The organism is Sporofaciens sp. JLR.KK001, from assembly GCF_036941055.1.
Lineage (GTDB): Bacteria > Bacillota > Clostridia > Lachnospirales > Lachnospiraceae > Sporofaciens.
Genome location: NZ_JAYMNO010000001.1, coordinates 4,466,094 through 4,490,175, shown reverse-complemented (window position 1 = coordinate 4,490,175; position 24,082 = coordinate 4,466,094). Strand labels below are relative to the sequence as shown.

Below are 24,082 nucleotides of genomic sequence, written 5' to 3'. Positions count from 1 at the left end.
TTATAACTCATTTATCAGCAGTAAAATTGATGATTATAACAGCAGTATGTATTATGAAAATCCATCGTATTTGTTAGAATGTTATTTGGAAAATAAGTGATATAATAGATTGAAGGTACGACCTCAGAAAAGAGAGTGCATTAATGCAGATAGATTGTAAGGATTATTTGTGGGGAGGTGTTCTATGATAACTAATTTTGACTACTTAAAACATGAATCAAAATTTTCTAGCTTTGCAGATGTTGCTATATCGGCGGAGAAGATTATTCTTATGGATCCGGAGGCTAGTATTATCAATAGCCGCCGAGCGATGGAGTTTGCAATTAAATGGATGTATTCTGTGGATGCTGAACTTGAAAAACCGTATCAAGATAATCTGCAAAGTCTTATGAATGCAGAGGAATACAGGCAGATTGTGGGACTGGATTTGTGGAAACGCATGGATTATATAAGGAGAAGTGGGAACAATGCAACTCACAATAATAAGAAACTGGGAAGAGACGAGGCAATGCTTTGTCTTGAGAATCTGTTTATATATCTGGACTTCATTTCGTATTGCTATTCGGATCAGTATGAAGAACATTCATTTGATAAAACAATAATTACTTCTCGAATTGAGAAAGCGAAGGAATCGAAAGAGGCGGCTAATGCTGCAAAAGCAGAATTAGCAAGAGAACAGGAGAAGTCTGCAAAACAAGAGCTTGATTTACAGAAATTGATTGCAGAAAATGCTTCATTGAAGGAGGAATTGTCTGCCCGCAGGCAGGAACAACAGCAGACTTATGTTCCCAAGCCGCTTGATTTATCTGAATATAAAACCAGAAAACTATATATCGATTCTATGCTTATGGACGCGGGTTGGATGGAAGGGAAGGACTGGATGAATGAAGTAGAACTTCCTGGAATGCCCAATAAATCAGAATTTGCAGATGAAATATTTGAACTTTCCTTATTTTTCAAGGCTTTTAGAACCTCATATAGTGAAATGATATCTATTTTCCCTTGTTTTTGCCCTTATGGGCAGTTTACAAGGGAAAGTTTTTTCTGAATGTATCTAATCGTTGCCTGTCACCTTATCCAAGAGCCTTGCGGAAGTCCGCTTTGCCTCCCTTGTGGCATGGGCATACACATTCATTGTGGTACTTACGTCAGAGTGTCCCAAGAGTTCCTGCACGTCTTTTGGCGCTGCACCGTTTGACAGCAGATTGCTTGTGTAAGTATGCCGGAGCTGGTGGAAGTGAAAGCCCTCAAACCCGTCCAGTTTCTTTGCAAGCGTCCTGCATACGATACTCAATGTACTCGGCGTTTCAAGGCAGCCGTCCGGTCTTAAACATACAAATGAGATTTCGTTGTAATAAAACTTTCCCAATTTACCGGACTATAGAATAGCCCCGCAAACTCACCCAAAACTATATAATACATTCAAAAACTAGTTGATTAAAAGCAATAATCCCTAAAAATGGCCATTTTTAACCGCGCTACACCTGTTAATCCATTTAGATTTTTGTAAAATTGTGTATAAAACTCTATTATATATAGTCCCAATGTGTTATAACAGGACTATATAAAGGAGTGATTTTTATGCCCGTACCTGCTGATATCAGAGCAGTTCCAAGACCGGTTAATACCATAGTGGATGACAACGGCCGGGATGGCCCCAAACGTTATGCTGTCAGGCAACGTTCCTCTTCTAAATATGTTCCCGGTGGCAATCCCCAGCCGCGAAACGGCAAGGTGGTCGGTCACATCATTGATCATAAATATGTTCCAATCCACGAGTCGAAAGCAGGAACTTCTGCAGAACCGGATATGCTGTCCTATGGCGCTTCCGCACTTGTTAAGTCTGTCACGAAAGACCTTGTGTCAGATCTCCTTGCTGTGTACGATCCATCGGATGCTTATGCAATGATGTCTATTGCGACCCTTAAAGTGATCAAGCCGGCTGTTACCGCAAACCGGATGGCAACACATTACCATAGGACATTCGTCTGCAAAGATTATCCCGGAGCAGCAATGTCCCCGAATTCTATTGGAAACCTTCTGCAAAGGATTGGGATGGAGGGTTCCAGGCGCAAACAGTTCTACCAGTTACGTATTCAATCGACTTCCGCCGACCATCATGTGGCGATTGATGGCACGCTGAAACAGGATAACAGCAAGGTCAATGATCTTTCTGCCTATTCCCGTAAGGCAAGAGTAAGGGGCTGCAGTGAAGTATCTGTCTTATACGCTTATGACATCGAGCGGATGGAACCGGTTTGTGCCGAAGTATTTCCGGGAAACAGTATTGATGCCAGTTCCTATCCGGCGTTTATCCGTGATAATGACATTCGCAAAGGGATCATTGTTGCTGACAAAGGATTCCCTCCAAGCAAAATCAAAGCAGAATTGCAGGAGCGTCCGGATCTTCATTTCCTTACGCCGATCAAACGGAATGATGCCCGCATATCGGATAATGATATGCTTTCCTTCGAAGGAGTACTGACTGGCATTGCCGCTCATATAGTTTATAAGAAGAAACAGATCAAGGGCGGCCGATACCTATATGCATTCAAGGATACGAAAAAAGCATCAGCTGAAGAAGCAGCCTATCTTGCGAACGCTCAGAAGAAAAATACCTTTCTCCCAGAGAAATACGCAAAGAAACAAGCTGTTTTTGGTGTAATCGTTCTTGAATCCGACCAGGACTTAGATGCGAAAACGGCATACTTTTGTTATGAGGACCGCTGGCTTCTGGAACTGGTATTTAATCGGTATAAAAGCGATGAATGCCTGGATCATACCGATGTACAGAATGATTATTCCGTCATCGGCGGTGAGTTTGTCAACTTCCTGTCTACAGTTGCCACCTGCCGTATCATACGAAAGGCGCGGACGGCAGGATTATTTGACCATATGTCCTATGGAGAACTGATGGATGACCTATCATCAGCCTGGCGTAGAACAGATGCCCCGGAAGAACCGGCAACAGATGATGGATACTGGGTTCACACACTGCAGATTGTATTTGAGGAACTTGAGACCTTGGGTCTGTCAAAACCGATACCAAAGCCAGCACCCAAGAAACGTGGCCGTAAACCCAAGCTCAAAGATCAGTATGAGCAGAAGCCAAAGCGCCCACGTGGCCGCCCTAGAAAGAATTCATCCCAGTCTGTCAGTACTCTATAGTCCGGCAGATTGGGAAAGTATTATTGTAATCTGCCGGAATATCCTGCGTATTTTCCAAACGATAATACTCATAGTATACCCTGTTTTTGTCCTGCACTTCCTTGTAGTAATTGCGGTGGTACAGTTCCCCATACTGCATTTGGTTTTTAAGCTGTTCTTTCCTTGCTTTTTTCAGTATAGTGGTAAGCGTGTCCCCAAAATCAACCGTCCGCACTTTCTTACGTTTTGTCGGTCCGATAATCGTTTTGTGCTTTGCACCGTCATAGCGGACACTCCGTTTTACCGTTAAATACTGTTCCTCAAGGTTAATGTCCTGCCAGGTCAGCCCGCATACTTCGCCAATCCTAAGACCTGCATAGTAAGCTATCTGTATCGGCAGAACCGCAGGGGGATTTTTCTTTTCAAGATAAGCGATAAGTTTCTCATAGTCATCATGGGAAATTGGCTGTGTGCCTGACTGTCCCATATCTTCCTCTGAAAACAAATCCACTTCCTCTGCCTTTCGTTTCAGTTTGATGTACTGCATTGGATTGAACGTAATCAGTTGCTTCGGGAATACCGCAAAACGGAACGACTGCTGTAAAACTGCCGAGAACGAGTGGATATAGTCTTTGCTCAATCCCTTCTTCACTTTTCCATCGGGATAAGTCCCTCCGAAAGTAAGCAGGTCAAGGAATGTCTGCAAATGTTCCGCCGTTACGGTTCTTAACTTGCGGTCAGCAACAGGGTGTTTCTTAATGCACCGTATCGCACCGAGATAATTTTCCACCGTACCATTGCTAAGAGTGCCGACCGTTAATTCCTCCTCCGCCCAAATATCGAGCAGTTCCCCAAGCGTGATGTTGTCAGCCTTTGCAATGAATTTCTTTTCCTCGTAATCCTCCATTGCCAGCCTTAACAGCTTTTCCGTCTCGCTCTTGCTTTCCGTTCCCGTAAACTCTTTCTGTACCAAATTGCCGCTTGCGTCCTCCACATAGAAGCGGTAGTACCATTTCTTTCCTTTTTTTCTTACAGAACCTTTTGCCATAATCCGTTCTCCTTTCGATAACGAGCAATCGGAACTGATGAAATGCTTTCTGCGTGTAAGTATATCATAACTCCGATTGTTCCGCTATACCGATTCGGATTCTTCCCCCGATACCATAGAAAGAAGATTTGCAAGCCTTGTCGTGGCTGTTTCGGGATTTTTGGAATAGAGTCTCACAATGTCGCCCATATCATTAAACATATTTACGGTGTGGGTAATTTCCCGAAGGAACATAATCTCGTTATATTCCTTATTCGATTTAAACCCCATTGTTTGTGCGAGCGCGGCATTTTCCGCATTGTCCTTGAAATTCTTACAGGCAAACTGAAACGAATCCACGAACAATTCATATTCCCTTAACATCAGCAGCAGTAAATCCTTTGTAAAGTCTGACTCTGCCTGTTCCATGTCAAAAGGTAACTTTGAGAGAATGGAGGACATCACATCACGAATGTATAATTCCCTTTTATCCGTAATGTCCGTTTCATACTCCTCTGTTTCCCCTTTCAGCCACTCCACTGACACATGAAGTGTTTCTGACAGACCTTCCAAGACCAGCTTCTTTGTGTTGTCGATTGTCCCTGCCTCATAACGCACGATTGTGGAAGTGGCTACTCCCATCTTCTCTGCGACATAAGGCTGGTTTAATCCCAACTCAACCCTCCGCTGTTTTGCCCTGCTACCGATCAGCTTGCGCAATTCTTTGTCTTTCATGTTGATACGCCTCCTTTGTCGGTATGTTCATACTATACCACACAAAAAGTAATAATGCAATATGCAATATAAAAATAATTTTTGCATTATCATAATGCTTGACAAGGAAATATAAAAGCGGTATAGTATCAGTATACGCAAAATTGCGTAATGCAATTCAAAAGGAGGGAAGTTGATGACAGAAACGAAGATTGCAATGACAATCGAGGAAGCGTCTGAGTATACGGGAATCGGCAGGAACACCATGAGAAACCTTGTGGAATGGGGAAAACTGCCAGTCTTAAAAGTCGGGCGAAAGATACTTATCAAAAGCGATATTCTTGAAAAGTTCATGGAAGTGAACGAGGGAAAGAACCTGCGGGATAAGGGCGATGTAAAAGCGGTAACACGAAAATCAGCAGTATAAAAGGCGGCTTCTTACGAAACCGCCTCAGGTATGTATCAGACCGAAGCCATGATATACCTACACGCAAATAGATTATATCATGTGCTTCCTTTTGGTACAAGCGGAAATTTGGGGGAATGGCAAAAACAAGTTGAAAAAATAAGTTCATTTTGGAAAACCAACTTAAAAAATCAACTGATTTTGGTATGTTCAGTTGAAAAAGTCAACTGATGTTTCGGGAGGTATTTTCAATGTGATGTAAGATGGCTGCAAAAAGTCAACTGATATTTCTGATTGCACTTTCTACTATCATGGTTGTACTTTTTACTATCATAAGCGACAGCACTTTTTGCTATCATAGTGACATCATTTTGGGCATGATGATAGTATTTTTTTGCTATCATAGAGGCTGATTTTACCGGCATAATCCGAACAGTTTCAAGGGAGATTCTCTTCTCTTAAAGCCCTCGGCGTTTGAGAGCGAAATACACCCATTGCACAAACTGCGTTTATGCAATGGGGATTTCGCCCTTGCAGGGGGCAAATTCACGCTAGCGTGAATTACAAATGCTGACGCATTTGTGATTACCGCTATAAGGCGGATATGTTCGCAAATGTGCCGCCTATGCTGCCGCTCACAATCTGTCATGCCGACACTGCTGCTATCCCCGTTGCCATTTGCAGGAGGGAGGACAAAGCACAATACAGAGACATTCATTTATCCGCATGAGCAAGCTGCCCGATGTCAGGGGCAGGATCACTTATATATCCAGCCATGCAAAGCAGGAAAACCTGTATGCGGTCTATGAAACGACAGACCGACGCTACTGGACGGAGCTTGCAAAATGCAATCAGCAGGAATTTCTAAAAAGCGGCACAGAGGGAAAATGTATAGAGGCGAGGGAATTTATCATTGCCCTGCCCGAATCATTTCCAAACCTTTATGAGCCGGATAAGCTGTTACAGATTTTCACAGACCGTTTTAAAGAAAAGTATGGCGTGGAGTGTGTATCAGCACTGCACCATAACAAGCGAAAGACGAATTATCATATCCACCTTATTTTTTCGGAACGGGAACTGTTATCCGAACCCATAGAAAAAACTGCTACACGCAATATGTTCTATGACGAAAACAGGAAACACGTCCGCACGAAAAAAGAGATACTTGACGAAAACGGAGACGTCCGCAAAGGCTGTAAGATTGTGAAAAAAGGCGAAGTCTGTGAGCGCATTCTCTTTACCGCCAAAAATAAACTGTTCAAGCATAAGGATTTTGTTGACGGGGTAAAGCATTTCTATACTGACCTTATCAATCTTCTTGTAAAAGATGACAAAGAAAAACTCCATGTATTTGACAGCAGCGGATTATATCTTACCACCAAAAAAATAGGGAAGAATAACCCGAAAGCGGAACAGATACAGACCGATAACGAAATGCGTATGCGCTGGAATTGTGAAGTAGACAGGGCGATTGTCAGCGGTGTTTCTGAAATGGAGATACAACAGATAAAGAAAAAATATATCACTGACCGCATCAGAGAATCCGTTGATATATTTGGCAGCCAGCCGGAACGTCTGGAAAGTATTATTATGACTGCTGTTATGGTACTGGCGTTGCTGATTTCTAAAGTATTGGATAAGGCGAGGGAATTGTCTGCAAAGCTTTTTGAGAAAGAATCGTTACAGCTGATTGCCAAACCAAGCGAGGAAAGAACAACACAAATAATACCGCAAACGGATAAAACACCAAAGCAGGAAAAAATCACCCATAAAGAATCGACTGACGATTTATCAATACAACAACGAGTGTTGAAGTCCAAAACACAGACAGCACAGCCGGAAACACCACAGATACCGCTCAAGCCTGTTATGTCCGCTGAAGCTGCAGAATATCCAAGACTGCTAAAGATTTATAAGGAACTAAACCGCCAAAACGGGATTATTTTTAACGCAGAGAGGGAACGCAATGAGTTGGAACTGGAGCGTGACAGCCTAAAAGGACTCGCAAAACTGACAAAGAAAGGGGAACTGCAAAGCAGGATTGACCGCAAAAACGAGGAAATAGACCTTCTGAAAGTCGGTTTGTCGGGGATAGTCAAACGATATGGATTCCAAACGGTGCATGATTTCTACAAAGTTTTTGCAGTTTCTAAAACAGCTAATGCCGATTATCGGGTCAAAGCGGATCAATGGGAAGAACAATACGGGGAAAAAGCACAAAATCAGGAAGAAAGCATATCCAAACGGTTACAGAATTATCAAAGGGAAAATGCAGACACACAAACAAAACAGATTTCAAAAAGTAGAAACAGAGGGGCAATATGACATGCCCCTCTAAAATTTTATTAAGACATTTTTGGCTTGTAAAAACTTTACATCAATTTTACAATGCCGCGATATTGGATTTGATTTTTGTCCTGTATGGTATAGCTGTAAACTTCAAGAAAAACAAAAAGCAAAGGAGATTCAAAAAATGAAAACATCAAAAAAATACTTGGCATTTGCCCTTATGAGTGTTCTAATGCTGTCTGCATTAACGGGGTGCAGTAATAAGAACGAGGGCGATTCAGCCAAATTTGACACAGCAAGAGAGATCAATGTACTTACCCGCGAAGATGGCTCGGGGACACGCGGCGCGTTCATAGAGCTGTTTGGAATCGAGCAGAAAAATGAAGCGGGAGAAAAAATCGACTATACAGCAGACACCGCCGCCGTTACAAATTCTACGTCTGTTATGATGACAACGGTTGCCGGGGATTTATACTCTATCGGATATATTTCTCTTGGCTCCATGAATGATACTGTAAAGGCGATTCAGATCGACGGCTGCGAAGCAACGATTGAAAATATCAAAAATGGTACATATAAGATTGCGCGTCCCTTTAACATTGCGACAAAGGACGGTTTAAGTGACACAGCGCAGGATTTTATCGACTTCATTATGAGTGCGGACGGTCAAGCAGTGATTGAAGAAAATGGATATATTTCTGTATCTGACGCGGGAAGTTACAGCGGGGAAATGGATTCGGGCAAAATTATTGTAGCGGGTTCCAGCTCTGTCACCCCGGTTATGGAAAAACTCAAAGAAGCCTATCTTGAGAGAAATCCGGGCGTTACGATTGAGATACAGCAAAGTGATTCTTCTACTGGTATGTCTGACACAATAGACGGAACCTGCGATATAGGCATGGCTTCCCGTGAGCTGAAAGATTCCGAAATGGAAAAAGGACTGACCGCTACCGTAATTGCAATGGACGGTATTACAGTGATTGTTAATAATGACTGTCCCATAAATAACCTTACAAGTGAACAGGTAAAAGATATTTTTATGGGTAATGCGGTTCGTTGGAGTGAAATATCACAGTAGGATTTTAAGGGGCTGCGGTAAGAAAGCCGCCGCCCCTTTTCAATAAGGAGCATGATTATGAAGAATATAAAAGAAAAAGTGATGAAACTGCTTTTTTTCTTGACAGCCCTTGTTTCCATAGCAGCGGTAATTCTAATCTGCATATTCCTGTTTGCAAGCGGTATCCCTGCAATAAAAGAAATAGGCGTTTTCAAATTTTTGCTGGGTACAAGCTGGAAACCCGCAAATAATCTCTATGGGATTCTCCCTATGATCGTCGGCTCTTTCTATGTAACTGCCGGAGCATTGATTATTGGCGTACCGATTGGAATATTGACAGCGGTATTCATGGCAAGATTTGCTCCGAGAAGTATCTATGCGCCTTTGAAAGCTGCTGTTAATCTAATGGCGGGGATTCCGTCGGTTGTGTACGGTTTTTTTGGATTGGTAGTCTTAGTGCCTTTTATTCGGGAAGCCTTTGGCGGGCGCGGTATGAGTGTACTTACTGCTTCTGTCCTGCTGGGGCTGATGATTTTACCTACCATTATCAGCGTTTCGGAAACTTCAATCCGGGCTGTCCCGGAAAGTTACTATGAGGGAGGGCTTGCTCTTGGAGCTTCCCATGAAAGAAGTGTATTTTTTACGGTTCTTCCCGCAGCAAAGAGCGGTATTTTTGCAGGGGTTGTATTAGGGTTTGGGCGGGCAGTCGGTGAAACAATGGCGGTTATGATGGTTGCCGGAAATCAAGCGGTTATCCCGGACAGTATGCTTTCCGGCGTTCGGACACTGACCACAAACATTGTATTGGAAATGGGATATTCTACGGATTTACACCGTGAAGCGTTAATTGGTACGGCTGTTGTCCTGTTTGTTTTCATTCTCATTATCAATCTGTCCCTCTCCCTGTTCAAAAGGAGGGTGAAATAAATGGTTGGAAAATTGAAACGGAAATGGTGCGCATACAGACGCGACCCTAAATCTTTTGTTCTCTTTCTTTCTGTATGCCTTGCAGCATTGATTACAATGCTTGCGCTTATTTTTATTATTGCATACATATTGATAAAAGGGATTCCAAATTTAACGCTGGATTTATTTGACAGCAAATATACAACAGAAAATGTGTCCCTGCTTCCAGCACTTATCAATACACTGTTCATTATGCTGCTTTCCCTGCTGTTTGCGGTTCCCGTAGGAATTGGTGCTGCAATTTATCTGACAGAATACGCAAGACGGGGAAATAAGCTGGTTCATATCGTAGGTATTACCGCTGAAACATTGTCCGGGATTCCGTCAATCGTTTATGGGCTGTTCGGTTCCCTTTTCTTCGTGAAATATCTTGGGCTGGGGTTGTCTTTGCTGTCCGGGGCTTTGACATTAAGCATTATGATTTTGCCGCTTATTATGCGGACAACAGAAGAAGCCTTGCGAAGCGTTCCCGACAGTTACCGCGAGGGCAGCTTCGGGCTTGGAGCCGGAAAGCTACGAACCGTATTCTCTATTGTCCTGCCCTGCGCCGTTCCGGGTATCTTGTCCGGCGTTATTCTTGGAATCGGGCGTATCGTCGGGGAATCGGCGGCACTGATCTTTACTTCCGGAACCGTTGCAGAAATAGCAACAAGTATTTTTTCGTCGGCAAGAACTTTATCCGTCCATATGTATTCTATTTCGGGTGAGGGACTGTATATCAAGCAGACTTACGCAACTGCGGTTGTATTATTGGTTGTTGTCATTCTGATAAATGCACTTTCTGGGTTTGTGGCAAAAAAGATAGGAGGTAAAAACACAGATGGATAAAATCGTGGTTGAGGATTTGGATTTATTCTACGGAAACTTTCAAGCCTTGAAAAAAATAAATGTGGCGTTTAAGGAACACGAAATTACCGCGCTGATCGGACCGTCGGGCTGCGGTAAATCGACATTATTAAAAACATTGAACCGAATGAATGACTTGGTGGAGGGCTGTCACATCAAAGGGACTATCCGTTTAGACGGTGAAGATATTTATGGAAATATGGATATTAACCTACTGCGTAAACGTGTGGGAATGGTATTTCAAAAACCGAATCCGTTCCCTATGAGCATTTATGACAATGTTGCCTTTGGAGCAAGGACGCATGGTATCCGTTCTAAAGCTGCGCTGGACGAAATTGTAGAGCGTTCCTTAAAAGGGGCGGCAATTTGGGACGAGGTAAAAGACAGGCTGAAAAAATCTGCGCTTGGTATGTCGGGCGGTCAACAGCAGCGTCTTTGCATTGCCCGCGCTTTGGCAGTGGAGCCGGAAGTTTTGTTGATGGACGAACCGACCAGCGCACTTGACCCTATTTCTACGGCAAAGGTAGAGGAACTTGCCGCAGAATTAAAAAAGGACTATACCATTGTCATTGTGACACATAATATGCAGCAAGCACTCCGAATTTCCGACAGGACAGCGTTTTTCCTGCTCGGGGAAATGGTGGAGTTTGGAGAAACAGAAAAATTATTCTCCATGCCGCAGGACAAGCGGACAGAGGATTATATTACGGGGAGGTTTGGATAATGCGCCTAAAATTTGATGAACAGTTAGATTTATTAAATAAAGAGTTGATTACAATGGGGGCTTTTTGTGAAAATGCGATTGCTATGTCCGCAAAAGCTCTGACAGAGGGGAATCCCGCGCTTGCAAAGGCTGTTCCCGATCTCTCTGTTCAGATAGACCACAAGGAGCGCGAAATTGAAACTATGTGTCTAAAGCTACTCTTACAGCAGCAGCCCGTGGCAAAAGATTTGAGGGTTGTATCGTCCGCGCTGAAAATGGTGACAGATATGGCAAGAATCGGAGATCAATCCGCAGACATAGCGGAAATTATCACATTAGCCAATATCCACGCCACCGACGACACACAAGTTATCCATGATATGTCGGTTGCTGTCATTAAAATGGTAACGGACAGTATTGACGCTTTTGTGAAAAAGGATATGCAGATGGCGAAAGCCGTGATAGATTATGATGATGTGGTGGATTCCTTTTTCGATAAGGTGAAGAAAATGCTGATTGAACTTTTCAGCAAGCCCGAAACAGACGGTGAGTATGCCATAGACCTGTTAATGATTGCAAAATATTTTGAACGTATCGGAGATCATGCGGTCAATATTGCAAAATGGGTTCTGTTCTCAATCACAGGGAACAAAGAGGGGTGAACATACCGCCATTGATGAAATATAGGTAATATGGTATGATTGAGTTCGGAATATTGCCACAGGAAAGAAAGGAGCAGATTTACATGATTTATTGTGTTGAGGACGACAGCTCTATCCGTGATCTGATGATATACACATTAAATTCTGCCGGATTTGAAGCAAAAGGTTTTGACGGCGCGGACACCCTTTTTGACGCTTTGCAGACAGAAAAACCCCAGCTTATTATGCTTGATATAATGCTTCCCGGCGAAGATGGCATTTCCATATTGAAAAAGCTGCGTATGCAGGGGACGACAGAGGATATTCCTGTTATTATGGAGACAGCCAAAGGAACCGAATACGACAAAGTAACCGGGCTTGATTTGGGAGCTGATGATTACCTTGCAAAGCCGTTTGGCATGATGGAAATGATTTCCCGTGTGAAAGCGGTATTGCGCCGTACAAGTCCGAAAGAAGAAACTAAAAAGCTAAAATTTGGTAATTTAGAATTGAATTTGGAAACATATATTGTACTTGTAAACAACGAACGGGTTCAGTTGACACTGAAAGAACATAAGCTGCTCCATACTTTTATGGAAAACCCCGGACGGGTGTTTACACGCGATCAGCTTCTTGAAATGATATGGGGCATTGACTACATAGGAGAAACCCGAACCGTAGATGTTCACATTGGAACACTCCGAACAAAATTAGGCGAATGTGGGAGCTATATTGAAACGGTACGGGGAGTTGGGTATCGAATGGAGGGGGAAGTATGACGAAACGAATTTTTCGTTCAATCTGCCTTGTCGCATTGACTGTTTTTCTTGCGTCTGTTGTCCTGTTCATGGGTGTTCTGTATGAATACTTTTCAAATGTTGAACAGACACAGCTAAAAATGCAGACAATCCTTGCCGCACAGGGCGTTACAAATGAGGGCATTGATTATTTCCATGATTTGAAAGTGAAAAATTATCGTATATCATGGATTGATACAGAGGGAAATGTTATTTTTGATAGTGCGTCTGATACTGCGGAAATGGAAAATCATTTAGAGCGGGAAGAAGTGCGGGAAGCCCTTTCTTCGGGCTATGGTGAAAGTAAACGGTATTCTGCTACTTTGATGGAGCGTTCGTTTTATTCCGCGCAGAAACTTGATGATGGCACTGTATTACGGCTTTCCATATCTCAAAATTCTATTTTGACGCTCCTTTTAGGTATGACACAGCCGATTTGCATTATATTTGTGATCGCGCTGATTCTTTCCATTGTTTTAGCTATTCAAGTTTCAAAAAAAATAGTAAAGCCATTAAATGAAATTGATCTTGATAATCCGTTGTCAAATGAGGGCTATGATGAGCTTTCCCCTTTTTTACGGCGTATTGACAGCCAGCAAAGACAGCTACGGGGGCAGAAAGCCGAGCTTCTCCAAAAAGAGAATGAATTAAATACGATTATCGGCAGCATGAATGAGGGCATGATTCTCCTAAATCAAAAAGGGAAAATTATCAGTATAAACCCTGCGGCAAGAAAACTGTTGGACGCTGGCACAGACTGTATCGGTTCTGATATGCTGTCCTTATGCCGTAATCTTGAATTGCAGGAAATCCTTACGAAAGCCTTGCACGGAGAACGGGGCGAAAACATTATCCGGCTACATGGAGAAAGCTATCAAATTGACGCTGACCCGATCACTTCTGAAAACATTGTGAAAGGAGCCGCGCTTTTCTTTTTCAATGTGACAGAAAAAGAAAAAGCGGAACAGATACGGCGCGAATTTACCGCTAATGTGTCCCATGAATTAAAAACCCCGCTTCACTCCATTTCCGGGTATGCGGAGCTTTTGAAAAACGATATGGTAAAGGAGAATGATAAAATACCCTTTGCCGGAAAGATTTATGATGAAGCCGGACGAATGATACGGCTTGTGGAGGACATTATCAGTCTTTCGCACCTTGACGAAGGTGCGGACGATATGCAGAGAGAAAATATCGACCTATACACATTGGCAGAAAAGGCGGTACAGAGCTTAGAGCCAGAGGCAGATACCGTATGTGTTGCATTGGAGCTTTCCGGCGTTCCGGCTCCCCTTAACGGTATACCCCAGCTTTTATACAGTGTGATTTATAATCTTTGTGACAATGCGATTAAGTATAATCACGAAAACGGAAAAGTAATGGTGAACATACAGAATGAAAACGGCATGGTAGTTTTATCAGTGGAGGATACAGGGATAGGAATTGCCCCCGAACATCAAGAGCGGATTTTTGAGCGTTTCTATCGTGTTGATAAGAGCCATTCTAAGGCAGTAGGGGGAACCGGGCTTGGGCTTTCTATTGTGAAACACGCTGCTAAAATCCATAATGCCAAAGTTGATGTAAAAAGCCATGCTGGAAAAGGCACGACGGTTATTGTAACATTTCCCCAATAAAAAATTTGAACTGTTTTTACTATCTTTTGTCATAAGAATGTATTAGAAAAAGCTGAACCGATAACATGCATAATCAGCAGTTATCGGTTCGGTTAATCCGCTTCAAATTGTTAATTAAACAGCTACACTATACAAATATTGAGCATATCAAAACAATTATTATAGACATTACCATAATTCCAATGAATCCTCCGCATCCATCCACATTTGCATATTCCCTTCAAGATACAGTCTTGCGTATTCAAGCGGCTCATCTATTGCCAGAGCATTTAAGGCACATTTAGAGCAGGGAGTAGTTTTCAATCCTTCTTCCGCTTTATTACAGTCTATCCGCAAGAAATAACCTGCATAAGTGTATACGTCAATGCTGTTATGGAGGATATTGTATGTTGCACAAATCATATTCATATTTAATCTGTCCTCTTTTCATTGATTTTTTGAATGCATTTCAATCAGTTTACCAATTCCCGTATATTTTGTGTTATAATGTTTTATGTGATTTTGTTTCCCTTATTTTTTCCCTTATCAGGGTTCGTAATGCCCTGTGGGAAGATATAATACAAGGGAAACAATAAGGGAAAGCTCATCTGCGATAAACTTAGTATTTTCAAGGGTTAGCCGAGATTTTAATAACAAAATATAACAGCTAATATTTCCCTTAAAAAACATCAAATCACAATCAGGAGTTGGTTTTGCTGATTATGTCCTTTATGATGATATGCATCGTCCATTGGCGGTTATTGAAGCTAAGAGAACCTGTGTGGATGTTTCGAAGGGAAGACAGCAGGCGAAGCTTTATGCGGATTTACTGGAACAAAAATATAAAAGAAGACCAGTCATTTTCCTTACAAATGGATTTGAAACACATATTATTGACGGGCAATATCCTGAGAGAAAATGTTCGGTTATTTATTCAAAAAGAGACTTGGAGAAATGGTTCAATTTATTGACTATGAGGACAAGTCTTAAGCATGTTGCTGTGGATAAGAACATTGCCGGACGATATTATCAGGAATCTGCTGTAAAAGCGGTATGTGATAGTTTAGATGAGAAGAACCGCAGGAAAGCCCTGCTTGTTATGGTAACCGGCTCTGGAAAGACAAGAACGGTGATCGCATTGTGCGATTGCTTGTTGAAAGCCGGCTGGATAAAGAATATTCTGTTTCTTGCCGATCGGAATTCACTTGTCACACAGGCGAAAAGAAGTTTTGTGAATATGCTGCCGAATTTATCGTGTACAAATCTTGTTGAAGAAAAGGATCACTATAATGCACACTGTGTTTTCTCGACTTATCAGACGATGATGAATTGTATTGATACGGTAAGCGATAGTGAAGGAAAACTATTTACATGCGGACATTTTGACCTTGTGATATGCGACGAGGCGCATAGATCTATTTATAACAAGTACAAAGATATTTTTTCCTATTTTGATGCGCCGTTGATTGGTCTTACCGCTACGCCGAAGGATGAAATCGACAAGAATACATATGAGATCTTTGAATTAGAGAACGGTGTTCCCACATTTGGATATGATTTGGCGCAGGCTGTGAAAGACGGATATCTTGTTGACTATGTTTCTGTTGAATCGAAGCTTAAGTTTATAGAGCAGGGAATTGTGTATGATGAATTATCAGAAGAAGATAAGAGGGCATATGAGGAAACTTTTGAGGATGAACATGGGGACTTGCCCGATTCTATAGGTTCGTCTGCTCTTAACACGTGGATATTCAATGAGGACACGATAAAACAAGTTTTAAATATATTGATGACCGAGGGCATTAAGATTGATTATGGACAGAAGCTTGGTAAGACAATTATTTTTGCAAAGAATCATGATCATGCTGAGAAGATACTGGAAGTTTACAACAAAGAGTATCCTCGTCTCCCGGATTATGCGAAAGTAATAGATAATTATATGACTTACGCGCAGAGCGCCATTGATGAGTTTTCTGATCCAAAGAAGATGCCTCAGATTGCAATTTCTGTAGACATGTTAGATACGGGTATTGATGTGCCGGAAGTTTTGAACTTAGTATTTTTTAAAAAGGTGATGAGTAAAGCAAAATTCTGGCAGATGATTGGACGGGGTACAAGGCTTTGTTCTGGTTTGCTTGACGGCGAAGATAAGCAGAGATTTTATATTTTTGATTTCTACGGAAACTTTGAATTTTTCCGAATGAATAAAGGAAAGGCTGCAGCTAACAGGATTGCACTTCAAGGGGCTATTTTTAATTTGAAATTGAATTACAAGGCGAAGGCAGAATATTATATCAAGCAACATCAGGATAATATTGCAATTGCCAAATTAAAGACAAATCAACCTCTGACGCCGGCAGATGTTGCGGCGTTAGAAGAAGTTCTATGATGTGAAGTAGGCACGAAGCAGGATTATGAACAGGAATTTGGCACTAAACCGCTTGGTGAGTTTGTCCGTGAGATTGTGGGATTGGACATGAATGCTGCCAAGGAAGCATTCTCGGAGTATCTGACAAATACAAGTCTTGACAGCAGACAGATTTATTTTGTGAATCAGATCGTGGAATATATTGTTCATAATGGAATGATGAAAGATTTTACTGTTCTCCAGGAACCGCCATTTACGGATCGGGGAAGTGTGGTTGAGATATTCACTGATTTGAACGTGTGGATGGGAATTCGGAAGGTTATAGATACAATAAATGCCAATGCGGCAGCGTAGAAGGAAATATGAACTTAACGAATGTATGTGCTCGAAGATGATTACATGGTTTGATCAAAAAAGAGGTAGTGATAGAACATGGCATATAAAAAGCAATTAAGTGGGGAGAGCTAAATAAATTATTTCTAAAAATACTTCAATAGAATCTGAATTTCTTGATTCGGGAAGACTCAAATTAATGTAATTAGCAGCAAAGTTATACTTTTTCGTTATGTCAGCGTATAATGGAGTTAGTGTACTGATATTCGTGAAATCGAGAGGAAGACTGGTAAGGAAATAGATGAGTTGGAAAAGTTGTTGAATTTGTAAAGAAGGGTATACAAAGTTGATAAATTCAGAGTTGTAGTATAGAGGAGATAATGATAATGAATGGAAAAAAAGTGCGTGTAGGTGTGAGTTTACTGGTTGGTAACATAGATAACATGGTCCGGTTTTATAGAGATATACTGGGCTTTCAAACTCAATGGAATGGCGGTTCGTTTGCAGATTTTGAAACGGCAAGCGGTGACTTTTGAGATTGCCCTCTAGCTGCCTAGTTTCTCTGATGTGGATCCGGAATATGAACGCCTGTTGAAGTTGAATGTGCAATTTCCGACAGGAGAGCCCATCACTTACCCTTTCGGGGTTCGTAATTTTTATGTATCAGATCCAGAGGGAAATCTGCCGGTGAGCTACATATAAGATAAATCAGTTTTTCAGCGTTAATGTAAATGCCTATGATTTGATTACAGCTTACTGTGCGGATGATTCTTATTTTGATTACGCAGAGACATTCCTTAACGATGGTATTTCTGTAGAACAGCTTGCTTTATTGACATTGTGGATTCAAAAATAAAGGAGTATTTTTCTGAAACCAATTTAAAACGTATTCGCACAGCATACGGAGTCACTCAGGCAGAGTTATCGGAACGTTCCGGTGTCAGCCTTCGTTCGATTCAAATGTATGAACAGCGAAACAAAAACATCAACAAAGCAAGTGTAGATAAAGTATATAGCCTTGCTAAGGTTTTAGGCTGCACAATGGAAGATTTGATTGAGCATGTTGTACTATAATGAAGCCATCCCGCACCAGAGAGCAGAAAATATCGGGAAAGTTTTAGTATTCAGTTGTACAATATAATCACAGCGGAACGGGAAGGAGAATACTGCTCATGAACAGTTGGAATGACGGTATACGCAATGCAATTTGTTACATTGAAGATCATCTGACCGAGGATATTGATGTAAATGAAATCGCAAGCAAAGCATTTGTGTCAAGCTTTTACTTTCAAAAAATATTTCATGTATTATGTGGATTTACAGTTGGGGAGTACATTAAAAATCGCCGTCTGACACTGGCTGCTCAGGAACTTTGTTCAACCGATATCAGGGTACTTGATGCTGCACTGAAGTATGGGTACAGTTCGCCTGACAGCTTTGCAAAAGCATTCACTAAGTTTCATGGGGTAACGCCTTCACAGGCAAGAGAAAAGAACCGCAGTCTGAATTCTGTTGCTCCGCTGAAAATAAAACTTACATTGGAGGGTGGTACTATGTTAGAGTACAAAATTGCGGAAAAAGAACAGTTCACGGTTATGGGAGTTTCCCGTAAATTCAATTCAGAGACTTCATATCAAAAAATACCTGAGTTTTGGCAGGAGCATATGAAAAGCGAGAATGGGAAGATCATATGCGGAAGGTATGGAATCTGCATGGACAGTGAGGGGCAGAACTTTGAGTATCTGATAGCTGATAATTACAGTCCAGAAAGCGAAGTTCCTGAGGGATTAGAAATAAGAGTAATTCCAGCCGGGACATGGGCAGTATTTCCTTGTCATGGAACATTGCCGAAATCTTTACAGGATGTGAACACAAGAATATGGAGCGAGTGGCTGCCATCCTGTAAGACATACAGGCTTGCAGGTAATTATAATATTGAGATGTATACGAAAGATATGAATTACAGCGAAATCTGGATACCTATAGAAAAGAATTGATAAATTGAGTGTTGATTCCCCTTAGAAATTAAAGGCAAATAGTAATATGGCCGGGAACTTCCTCTGCTTTGATCGGCGCAGAGGAAGCTCCCCTTTCCCCTGCGCAGCTGTCATCTACCCCTTTGTGGGCTTGACGGTTATCTGTTTTATAGATTATACCGTAATATCTAAAGATGGCCTCGGGCTTAATGAAAATTCGCTGTTGCCTTTTACAATGCGATTTTCTACATCTTCGCGGGTAATGTTGCGCACAATGCTTGTATCAAATGGCTGCCCAAGCTGCCAGTTTGGGTCTGCTTCTCTTACAGCTTCGAAAAATGCTTTTGTATACATTCGCTCATATTGCCCAAGCGTCCATGTACCGCTTAACCGATCGGATTTTTCAACGCTTAACTGATAGCGCGTAAAAACTTCAGTACGTTTTGTTGTATCGCCATTGGCGATTCCTTTTTCTAGTATGAAATGGCGCTTTGTCTCATCAAACATGTCTTGCCGGGCAGTTTCGGAAACATCTATTATTTTGTGGAATTCGGACGGATCTTTACCTGTAATGTCCATTCCCGCTACACCATAAGGATTTACGAAATCACCGTCCTCATCAAAAAGTCCCATATAATTACGAATAAATGTTTCTTCGTCTGCTTCAAGTGGATTTTTAAATTTAAAATCAAGATCATCATCCTTTAGTCCAAGCATCTGCTTAAGCATTTTCAGGTCTTGCAGATCTTTTTCAGCCTTAACTTTCGCAGCAGATTTAGGTGCTTCTCCGTTGGGATTCCCTTCGTCATACATTGCTTTGGCACGTTTGTATCGCACGCTGTTTGTATTAATTGCACCTGTGTAAGGCTTATAACCTACAACCATTGACATAACGCAATCCTCCTTAAATATAAATTCTTTTTGTCTATGCACTTTATTATTACATCGGCAATTTAGCAGAATATTTTAAGAAAATTTTGGGAAATTGATCCATTTCTATCTCATCCAACGACAGGCATATATTTGTCGAGATATTCCTCTATTGTTTTCATGTTGTAAAAAAGCATAATATATTTATATCTTGAAAACAAGAAAGATTGATATTTACACCGATTTTATGTATTTCTTTAGTGGAAATCTGGTTGACTTTGCGCTATACTTTTGTATGTAAAATCAAAAGTTATGGAGGTAAATATGAAAAAGGGATTTGTATTTTTTGTTGCAGCAATAATGGCTTTCGGATTGGCTGCTTGTGGTAAAGATACGAAAGATACGAAAAATGTCGCTATTGACTATGGCAAATCTGACATCTACTCAAAGTCAGATATGGATGCGGCAATAGAACTTATTGAAAAAGAGTTTTCCACTTGGGAAGGATGTGAACTACATAGTATCAGCTATACGGCAGATGAATGTAATAGTGAAAAAAATATAGAATGGATGAACAACCTTGGAGATGAAAACATTGAATTTACTCAGTGTATAGAGTTTGTCAGTGATTTTCATTCGCCAAAAGACGGTGGTGATGCATGGGACGCAGATTCAGAATATACGAATTGGGAGTGGTGGCTTGCCCGTGCTGACAGCGGGGAGTGGAATCTAATGACCTGGGGCTACTGATGCTGTATTTCAAGATTGTTGGGAAACGTGGACCTGATACCCGCCGTTAGGGAGTAGTTAATGACAATAATAGAAAATAATCTGTTCATAAATGGATACTCCTTGGTTTTTTATATCTATTATGCGTATCCAGCTATGAAATGCCGATTACTTTATTCTTCGGGGGAAAATTCGTTTAGTATCTCAGTATCATTATCCAACTGGCCGTTTCGATCAAGTTTTGATGTAAATAATGGATGATTTTTTATGGGTTGTCTTGTATAATGAAAAGAAAGTCCTCTGTCAATTGAAGAATGGAGATATTATAAGAGATGAAGAGAATGATACGAGAATTATTTGTAATGACAATTGCTACTTTGATTATTGCGGCAGCAGTATTTTTCTTCCTGATCCCAAGTCACGCGGCGGTCAGTTCGGTGTCGGGTTTGGCGATCGTATTGTCGAATTTTATACCGTTGACCGTATCAGCGATCACGATGATCTTGAATGTAGTCTTGCTGATAGCCGGTTTCTTACTTTGCGGGCATGAATTTGGATTCAAGACAGTATACACATCCATTCTGCTTCCTGTGTTTATCGGTATTTTTGAGATTCTGTTACCGAATAATGGATCACTGTCCGGGGATGCTGTGCTTGATGTGGCCTGCTATATCTTTACGGTGAGTATCGGTCTTAGTATTCTGTTTAACATGAATGCTTCCTCTGGGGGATTGGATATCGTGGCAAAGATCTTGAACAGATATCTGCATATAGATCTTGGTAAGGCGATGAGTTTAAGCGGTATGCTGGTGGCGCTTAGTTCAGCGTTGGTGTATGATTCGAAGACGGTGGTGCTGAGTGTTCTGGGAACATATCTGAATGGTATGGTGCTGGATCATTTTATATTCGGGCAGAATATTAAGAGAAGAGTCTGTATTATTTCTAAGGATAAGGAGAAGCAGATCCGTGATTGGATATTGTATACCTTGAAGAGCGGGGCGACGATCTATCAGGCAGAGGGGGCATATGGCGGAACAACCCAGACGGAGATCATCACAATCGTTGATAAGAATGAATACCAGAAATTGATGCAGTATGTGATCAAGGAGGATCCGTCGGCATTCATTACGGTCTATAATGTAAGTGATATGCGTTATATTCCTAAGAATAGCAGAAGTTAAAACGAAGGCATTAGCGGAGGGACACGGAATGGGAAGAGGAATATTAGAGCATGCTTACAAGGAAATATTTCCTTTCTGGGATAGAATACCGGAAGCAGACAGAGAATATATCTGCCAGAATTCTTACATGGTTACATATCCCAAAGGGAAGAATATTCATGACGGCAGTGAATGTTCCGGTGTGATCATTGTCCGGTCAGGAAGCATCAGACTTTACATGATGTCGGATGAGGGGAAGGAGATCACGCTTTACCGGCTGCACAGCGGGGATATGTGTATGTTGTCTGCTTCTTGTGTATTAGAGGCGATTACTTTTGAAGTGTTCCTGGATGTTGAAGAGGACAGTGAATGTTATGTGATCAGCGGGCCTGCGTTTGCGGCGGTTGCGAAGCGCAATCCGGATATTAAGATATTTGCCCTGGAGACTGCTGTCGGGCGGTTCTCGGATGTGATGTGGGTGATGCAGCAGATCCTTTTTATGAGTATGGATAAAAGGCTTGCTATTTTCCTTTCTGATGAATCCTCAAGGACGGGTTCAGATACGATCAGGTTGACTCACGGGCAGATCGCCCTCTATATGGGATCTGCCCGTGAAGTCGTGTCAAGAATGCTGAAATATTTCGCCAATGAAGGGATTGTAGAGGTTTCCCGGGGCGGTATCAGGATTCTTGATAAGAAGCGTCTGCGTAAATTGACGTTCTGATGAGGAAACCACGACGCCGTTAAAAATTTATGGCGGCATGCTGAATGAGATGTAAGGGAGAAAAATGGGTGATGAATGTAATGCCGATTTCAGATTTGATTGTTAAGGTTGAGACGATATGTAAGGCAAATGGAGTGAAGAGACTGGATTTGTTTGGTTCCTTTGCAACAGGAACAGCGACACCGACGAGTGATATTGATTTCGTTGTTTACGGGTGCAAGGATATATTTCATTTGGAGAAAGATATATTGCAGATTGATACACTCCGAAAGATAGATATCTTTGATTATGATAGTATTAACAATGAATTTTTGTTGGAGGATATAAAAAAATATGGAAAACAGATATATTAATCGGTACAATACATTTTGTAAAAGTCTAAAAAATTTGGAGAAAAGTCTGAATGCTGATCCGAAAGCGGATTTTGTATTGGAAGGAACCGTTTTAAACTATAACCTTACTTTTGATATATCCTGGAAAGTGATGAAGGATATATTGATAAAAAAACTGGAGATTCTTGGTTTCGCAATTGGATCACCGCGTGAGACATTGCAGCAGGCTTTTACGAATGGTATTATTGATAATGATCAGTGGATGCAGATGCTTCGGGTAAGAAATCAGTTGGCGCATGATTATGACGGAACTTTTGCTGCGGAGAAGTTTCAGGATATTATTCAAGTATATTATCCGTTATTTGTAAGATTGAAGGGCAATGTAGAGAAATATTATTCCTGATACTTCGCATTTCATGATTCCGATCATTTTTATGATAATATTGATTAAGTTAATAAAAAGTGCTATCATCATATATAAAAATGAGGAGGATCGAAACGGATGAAGATTTATATTTCTGTAGACATGGAGGGGATGGCAGGCATATGCAGTACGAGACAGGAGACGGATGATAATGTACGTTTTCGCAAAGCCTATGAACAACAAGTAGAATGGGTGATCGAGGGAATTCAGCAAAGTGGGCGCAATGGGGAGATTGAAGAGATCACCATCTCAGATTCACATGGATATGGAAGGAATCTAAGCTATGATCTCACTGAGATGGATGAGAGGATCACGCTTATCAGCGGTTCGCCGCGTCCGCATTATATGATGTGCGGATTGGATGAGAGTTATGACATTGTATTTTTGGTAGGGTATCATTGCGGGATTGGGGATCCGGCCGGGAATATGGAGCATACGGTGAATGGGTATACTTATTATAATGTAACGATCAATGATGTTTACATGAATGAGAGTACATTGAGTGCGGCATATGCGGGATATTATCATGTGCCGGTGGGACTTGTGATCGGAGATACCGGTTTGAAAAAGCAGTTGCATGGAGATAAGATGCTGCCGCACGTGGAGTATGTGACGACAAAAGAATCAATCAGCAGAATGGCGGCAAAATATAAAGCTAAGTCGTTGGTAAGAAGAGAAACGATCGAGGGAGTTAAGAAGGTACTGGAGAAGGATATCTCAAAGATACCGGTATATTGTATTCAAGGACCCTATCGTCTGGAAGTTGATTTTACATATCGGCCGATGGCAGATGCTTCGGCAGGAATGCCGGGTGTAACACAGCAGGGCAGGAATGTAGTGATGGAATTGGATAATTATGTAGAAGTTTATGATGCGCTCTTTTCTATAGGAACGATTGCGATGGCGCAGTATCCGTTTGACAAGTGCTAAAAATGTATTTAAATAGTTGGAAAATAAAAC

General features: G+C 41.4%; 22 protein-coding genes and 4 pseudogenes. 21 read left to right on the top strand and 5 right to left on the bottom strand.

Going from position 1 to position 24,082, the window contains the following annotated elements; all coding sequences use genetic code 11:
- Positions 1-184 precede the first annotated feature (184 nt).
- A pseudogene (locus tag VSQ62_RS22810) lies at positions 185-937 on the top strand (DUF4145 domain-containing protein); the annotation flags it as partial.
- A gap of 117 nt (positions 938-1,054) precedes the next feature.
- Here VSQ62_RS22810 and VSQ62_RS22805 read toward each other — a convergent pair.
- Positions 1,055-1,354: pseudogene (locus VSQ62_RS22805) on the bottom strand (tyrosine-type recombinase/integrase); the annotation flags it as partial.
- A gap of 227 nt (positions 1,355-1,581) precedes the next feature.
- Between VSQ62_RS22805 and VSQ62_RS22800 the strand changes: the two are divergent.
- Positions 1,582-3,168, top strand: a complete 1,587-nt coding sequence (locus VSQ62_RS22800) for a transposase (RefSeq protein ID WP_334637034.1) — start codon at positions 1,582-1,584, stop codon at positions 3,166-3,168.
- Positions 3,169-3,172: 4 nt separating this feature from the next.
- Here VSQ62_RS22800 and VSQ62_RS22795 read toward each other — a convergent pair.
- Together VSQ62_RS22795 and VSQ62_RS22790 are read right to left on the bottom strand one after the other, a co-directional pair.
- Positions 3,173-4,195: pseudogene (locus VSQ62_RS22795) on the bottom strand (tyrosine-type recombinase/integrase); the annotation flags it as partial.
- Positions 4,196-4,279: 84 nt separating this feature from the next.
- The gene (locus VSQ62_RS22790; protein WP_334637033.1) at positions 4,280-4,909 is read right to left on the bottom strand and encodes a helix-turn-helix domain-containing protein; all 630 of its coding nucleotides are present in this window, start codon (positions 4,907-4,909) and stop codon (positions 4,280-4,282) included.
- Positions 4,910-5,084: 175 nt separating this feature from the next.
- Here VSQ62_RS22790 and VSQ62_RS22785 point away from each other — a divergent pair, with 175 nt between their 5' ends.
- The 9 genes from VSQ62_RS22785 to VSQ62_RS22745 all read left to right on the top strand — a co-directional run bounded on the left by VSQ62_RS22785 (position 5,085) and on the right by VSQ62_RS22745 (position 14,227).
- Positions 5,085-5,315 (top strand): helix-turn-helix domain-containing protein, encoded by a 231-nt coding sequence (locus VSQ62_RS22785; protein ID WP_334637032.1) that lies wholly within the window; start codon positions 5,085-5,087, stop codon positions 5,313-5,315.
- Positions 5,316-6,020: 705 nt separating this feature from the next.
- Positions 6,021-7,619, top strand: coding sequence for a MobA/MobL family protein (locus VSQ62_RS22780; RefSeq protein WP_334637031.1), 1,599 nt, complete (start codon positions 6,021-6,023; stop codon positions 7,617-7,619).
- 148 nt (positions 7,620-7,767) lie between these two features.
- Positions 7,768-8,661 carry a substrate-binding domain-containing protein gene (locus tag VSQ62_RS22775; RefSeq protein WP_016221933.1) on the top strand — a complete coding sequence of 298 codons (894 nt, stop codon included), beginning with the start codon at positions 7,768-7,770 and terminating at the stop codon, positions 8,659-8,661.
- Between the two features lie 57 nt (positions 8,662-8,718).
- On the top strand, positions 8,719-9,567 hold the full coding sequence (pstC, locus tag VSQ62_RS22770; RefSeq protein WP_334637030.1) for a phosphate ABC transporter permease subunit PstC: 849 nt from the start codon (positions 8,719-8,721) through the stop codon (positions 9,565-9,567).
- Entirely contained in the window at positions 9,568-10,434 is an 867-nt protein-coding gene (pstA, locus tag VSQ62_RS22765) for a phosphate ABC transporter permease PstA (protein ID WP_016221935.1), read from the top strand. It abuts the gene before it with no gap.
- The gene (gene pstB / locus VSQ62_RS22760) at positions 10,427-11,176 is read left to right on the top strand and encodes a phosphate ABC transporter ATP-binding protein PstB (RefSeq protein ID WP_004071609.1); all 750 of its coding nucleotides are present in this window, start codon (positions 10,427-10,429) and stop codon (positions 11,174-11,176) included. Before pstA ends, pstB begins: the two co-directional genes overlap by 8 nt.
- Positions 11,176-11,817 (top strand): phosphate signaling complex protein PhoU, encoded by a 642-nt coding sequence (gene phoU, locus VSQ62_RS22755; protein WP_004071611.1) that lies wholly within the window; start codon positions 11,176-11,178, stop codon positions 11,815-11,817. The genes pstB and phoU overlap by 1 nt, the downstream gene beginning before the upstream one ends.
- Positions 11,818-11,900: 83 nt before the next feature.
- Positions 11,901-12,575: a winged helix-turn-helix domain-containing protein gene (locus VSQ62_RS22750; protein ID WP_334637029.1), complete on the top strand. Its 675-nt coding sequence runs from the start codon at positions 11,901-11,903 to the stop codon at positions 12,573-12,575.
- Positions 12,572-14,227, top strand: coding sequence for a sensor histidine kinase (locus tag VSQ62_RS22745; RefSeq protein ID WP_334637027.1), 1,656 nt, complete (start codon positions 12,572-12,574; stop codon positions 14,225-14,227). The genes VSQ62_RS22750 and VSQ62_RS22745 overlap by 4 nt, the downstream gene beginning before the upstream one ends.
- 168 nt (positions 14,228-14,395) lie before the next feature.
- Here VSQ62_RS22745 and VSQ62_RS22740 read toward each other — a convergent pair whose 3' ends face one another.
- Complete coding sequence (locus VSQ62_RS22740) at positions 14,396-14,635, bottom strand: DUF6061 family protein (protein WP_334637025.1); 240 nt, start codon at positions 14,633-14,635, stop codon at positions 14,396-14,398.
- 250 nt (positions 14,636-14,885) lie between these two features.
- On the opposite strand from VSQ62_RS22740, the pseudogene VSQ62_RS22735 reads away from it, so the two are divergent.
- The 4 genes and pseudogenes from VSQ62_RS22735 to VSQ62_RS22720 form a co-directional block, all read left to right on the top strand.
- Positions 14,886-16,928 (top strand): annotated as a pseudogene (locus tag VSQ62_RS22735) (type I restriction endonuclease subunit R); the annotation flags it as partial.
- A gap of 365 nt (positions 16,929-17,293) precedes the next feature.
- Positions 17,294-17,443, top strand: a complete 150-nt coding sequence (locus VSQ62_RS22730) for a VOC family protein (RefSeq protein ID WP_334637024.1) — start codon at positions 17,294-17,296, stop codon at positions 17,441-17,443.
- A 304-nt stretch (positions 17,444-17,747) separates the two neighbouring features.
- Entirely contained in the window at positions 17,748-17,981 is a 234-nt protein-coding gene (locus VSQ62_RS22725) for a helix-turn-helix domain-containing protein (RefSeq protein ID WP_334637022.1), read from the top strand.
- Positions 17,982-18,079: 98 nt separating this feature from the next.
- Entirely contained in the window at positions 18,080-18,904 is an 825-nt protein-coding gene (locus VSQ62_RS22720) for an AraC family transcriptional regulator (protein ID WP_334637021.1), read from the top strand.
- A gap of 153 nt (positions 18,905-19,057) precedes the next feature.
- On the opposite strand, the gene VSQ62_RS22715 is transcribed toward VSQ62_RS22720, so the two are convergent.
- The gene (locus VSQ62_RS22715) at positions 19,058-19,774 is read right to left on the bottom strand and encodes a DUF3879 family protein (protein ID WP_334637020.1); all 717 of its coding nucleotides are present in this window, start codon (positions 19,772-19,774) and stop codon (positions 19,058-19,060) included.
- Between the two features lie 303 nt (positions 19,775-20,077).
- Between VSQ62_RS22715 and VSQ62_RS22710 the strand changes: the two genes are divergently transcribed.
- From VSQ62_RS22710 to VSQ62_RS22685, 6 genes are all read left to right on the top strand, one after another.
- Entirely contained in the window at positions 20,078-20,503 is a 426-nt protein-coding gene (locus tag VSQ62_RS22710; protein ID WP_334637019.1) for a hypothetical protein, read from the top strand.
- 320 nt (positions 20,504-20,823) lie between these two features.
- Positions 20,824-21,663, top strand: a complete 840-nt coding sequence (locus tag VSQ62_RS22705) for a YitT family protein (RefSeq protein ID WP_502957779.1) — start codon at positions 20,824-20,826, stop codon at positions 21,661-21,663.
- A 28-nt stretch (positions 21,664-21,691) separates the two neighbouring features.
- Entirely contained in the window at positions 21,692-22,366 is a 675-nt protein-coding gene (locus VSQ62_RS22700; RefSeq protein WP_334637017.1) for a Crp/Fnr family transcriptional regulator, read from the top strand.
- Between the two features lie 71 nt (positions 22,367-22,437).
- Complete coding sequence (locus tag VSQ62_RS22695) at positions 22,438-22,719, top strand: nucleotidyltransferase family protein (RefSeq protein ID WP_334637751.1); 282 nt, start codon at positions 22,438-22,440, stop codon at positions 22,717-22,719.
- Positions 22,700-23,101, top strand: a complete 402-nt coding sequence (locus tag VSQ62_RS22690) for an HI0074 family nucleotidyltransferase substrate-binding subunit (RefSeq protein ID WP_334637015.1) — start codon at positions 22,700-22,702, stop codon at positions 23,099-23,101. Before VSQ62_RS22695 ends, VSQ62_RS22690 begins: the two co-directional genes overlap by 20 nt.
- 99 nt (positions 23,102-23,200) lie before the next feature.
- On the top strand, positions 23,201-24,052 hold the full coding sequence (locus VSQ62_RS22685; RefSeq protein ID WP_334637014.1) for a M55 family metallopeptidase: 852 nt from the start codon (positions 23,201-23,203) through the stop codon (positions 24,050-24,052).
- Positions 24,053-24,082 lie beyond the last annotated feature (30 nt).

What these genes read in the sequence shown, in the direction of transcription:
- VSQ62_RS22800 (WP_334637034.1), top strand. Translation starts at nt 1,582, where the DNA reads ATGCCCGTACCTGCTGATATCAGAGCAGTTCCAAGACCGGTTAATACC.
- VSQ62_RS22790 (WP_334637033.1), bottom strand. Translation starts at nt 4,909, where the DNA reads ATGAAAGACAAAGAATTGCGCAAGCTGATCGGTAGCAGGGCAAAACAG.
- VSQ62_RS22785 (WP_334637032.1), top strand. Translation starts at nt 5,085, where the DNA reads ATGACAGAAACGAAGATTGCAATGACAATCGAGGAAGCGTCTGAGTAT.
- VSQ62_RS22780 (WP_334637031.1), top strand. Translation starts at nt 6,021, where the DNA reads ATGAGCAAGCTGCCCGATGTCAGGGGCAGGATCACTTATATATCCAGC.
- VSQ62_RS22775 (WP_016221933.1), top strand. Translation starts at nt 7,768, where the DNA reads ATGAAAACATCAAAAAAATACTTGGCATTTGCCCTTATGAGTGTTCTA.
- pstC (WP_334637030.1), top strand. Translation starts at nt 8,719, where the DNA reads ATGAAGAATATAAAAGAAAAAGTGATGAAACTGCTTTTTTTCTTGACA.
- pstA (WP_016221935.1), top strand. Translation starts at nt 9,568, where the DNA reads ATGGTTGGAAAATTGAAACGGAAATGGTGCGCATACAGACGCGACCCT.
- pstB (WP_004071609.1), top strand. Translation starts at nt 10,427, where the DNA reads ATGGATAAAATCGTGGTTGAGGATTTGGATTTATTCTACGGAAACTTT.
- phoU (WP_004071611.1), top strand. Translation starts at nt 11,176, where the DNA reads ATGCGCCTAAAATTTGATGAACAGTTAGATTTATTAAATAAAGAGTTG.
- VSQ62_RS22750 (WP_334637029.1), top strand. Translation starts at nt 11,901, where the DNA reads ATGATTTATTGTGTTGAGGACGACAGCTCTATCCGTGATCTGATGATA.
- VSQ62_RS22745 (WP_334637027.1), top strand. Translation starts at nt 12,572, where the DNA reads ATGACGAAACGAATTTTTCGTTCAATCTGCCTTGTCGCATTGACTGTT.
- VSQ62_RS22740 (WP_334637025.1), bottom strand. Translation starts at nt 14,635, where the DNA reads ATGAATATGATTTGTGCAACATACAATATCCTCCATAACAGCATTGAC.
- VSQ62_RS22730 (WP_334637024.1), top strand. Translation starts at nt 17,294, where the DNA reads ATGAATGGAAAAAAAGTGCGTGTAGGTGTGAGTTTACTGGTTGGTAAC.
- VSQ62_RS22720 (WP_334637021.1), top strand. Translation starts at nt 18,080, where the DNA reads ATGAACAGTTGGAATGACGGTATACGCAATGCAATTTGTTACATTGAA.
- VSQ62_RS22715 (WP_334637020.1), bottom strand. Translation starts at nt 19,774, where the DNA reads ATGTCAATGGTTGTAGGTTATAAGCCTTACACAGGTGCAATTAATACA.
- VSQ62_RS22710 (WP_334637019.1), top strand. Translation starts at nt 20,078, where the DNA reads ATGAAAAAGGGATTTGTATTTTTTGTTGCAGCAATAATGGCTTTCGGA.
- VSQ62_RS22705 (WP_502957779.1), top strand. Translation starts at nt 20,824, where the DNA reads ATGATACGAGAATTATTTGTAATGACAATTGCTACTTTGATTATTGCG.
- VSQ62_RS22700 (WP_334637017.1), top strand. Translation starts at nt 21,692, where the DNA reads ATGGGAAGAGGAATATTAGAGCATGCTTACAAGGAAATATTTCCTTTC.
- VSQ62_RS22695 (WP_334637751.1), top strand. Translation starts at nt 22,438, where the DNA reads ATGAATGTAATGCCGATTTCAGATTTGATTGTTAAGGTTGAGACGATA.
- VSQ62_RS22690 (WP_334637015.1), top strand. Translation starts at nt 22,700, where the DNA reads ATGGAAAACAGATATATTAATCGGTACAATACATTTTGTAAAAGTCTA.
- VSQ62_RS22685 (WP_334637014.1), top strand. Translation starts at nt 23,201, where the DNA reads ATGAAGATTTATATTTCTGTAGACATGGAGGGGATGGCAGGCATATGC.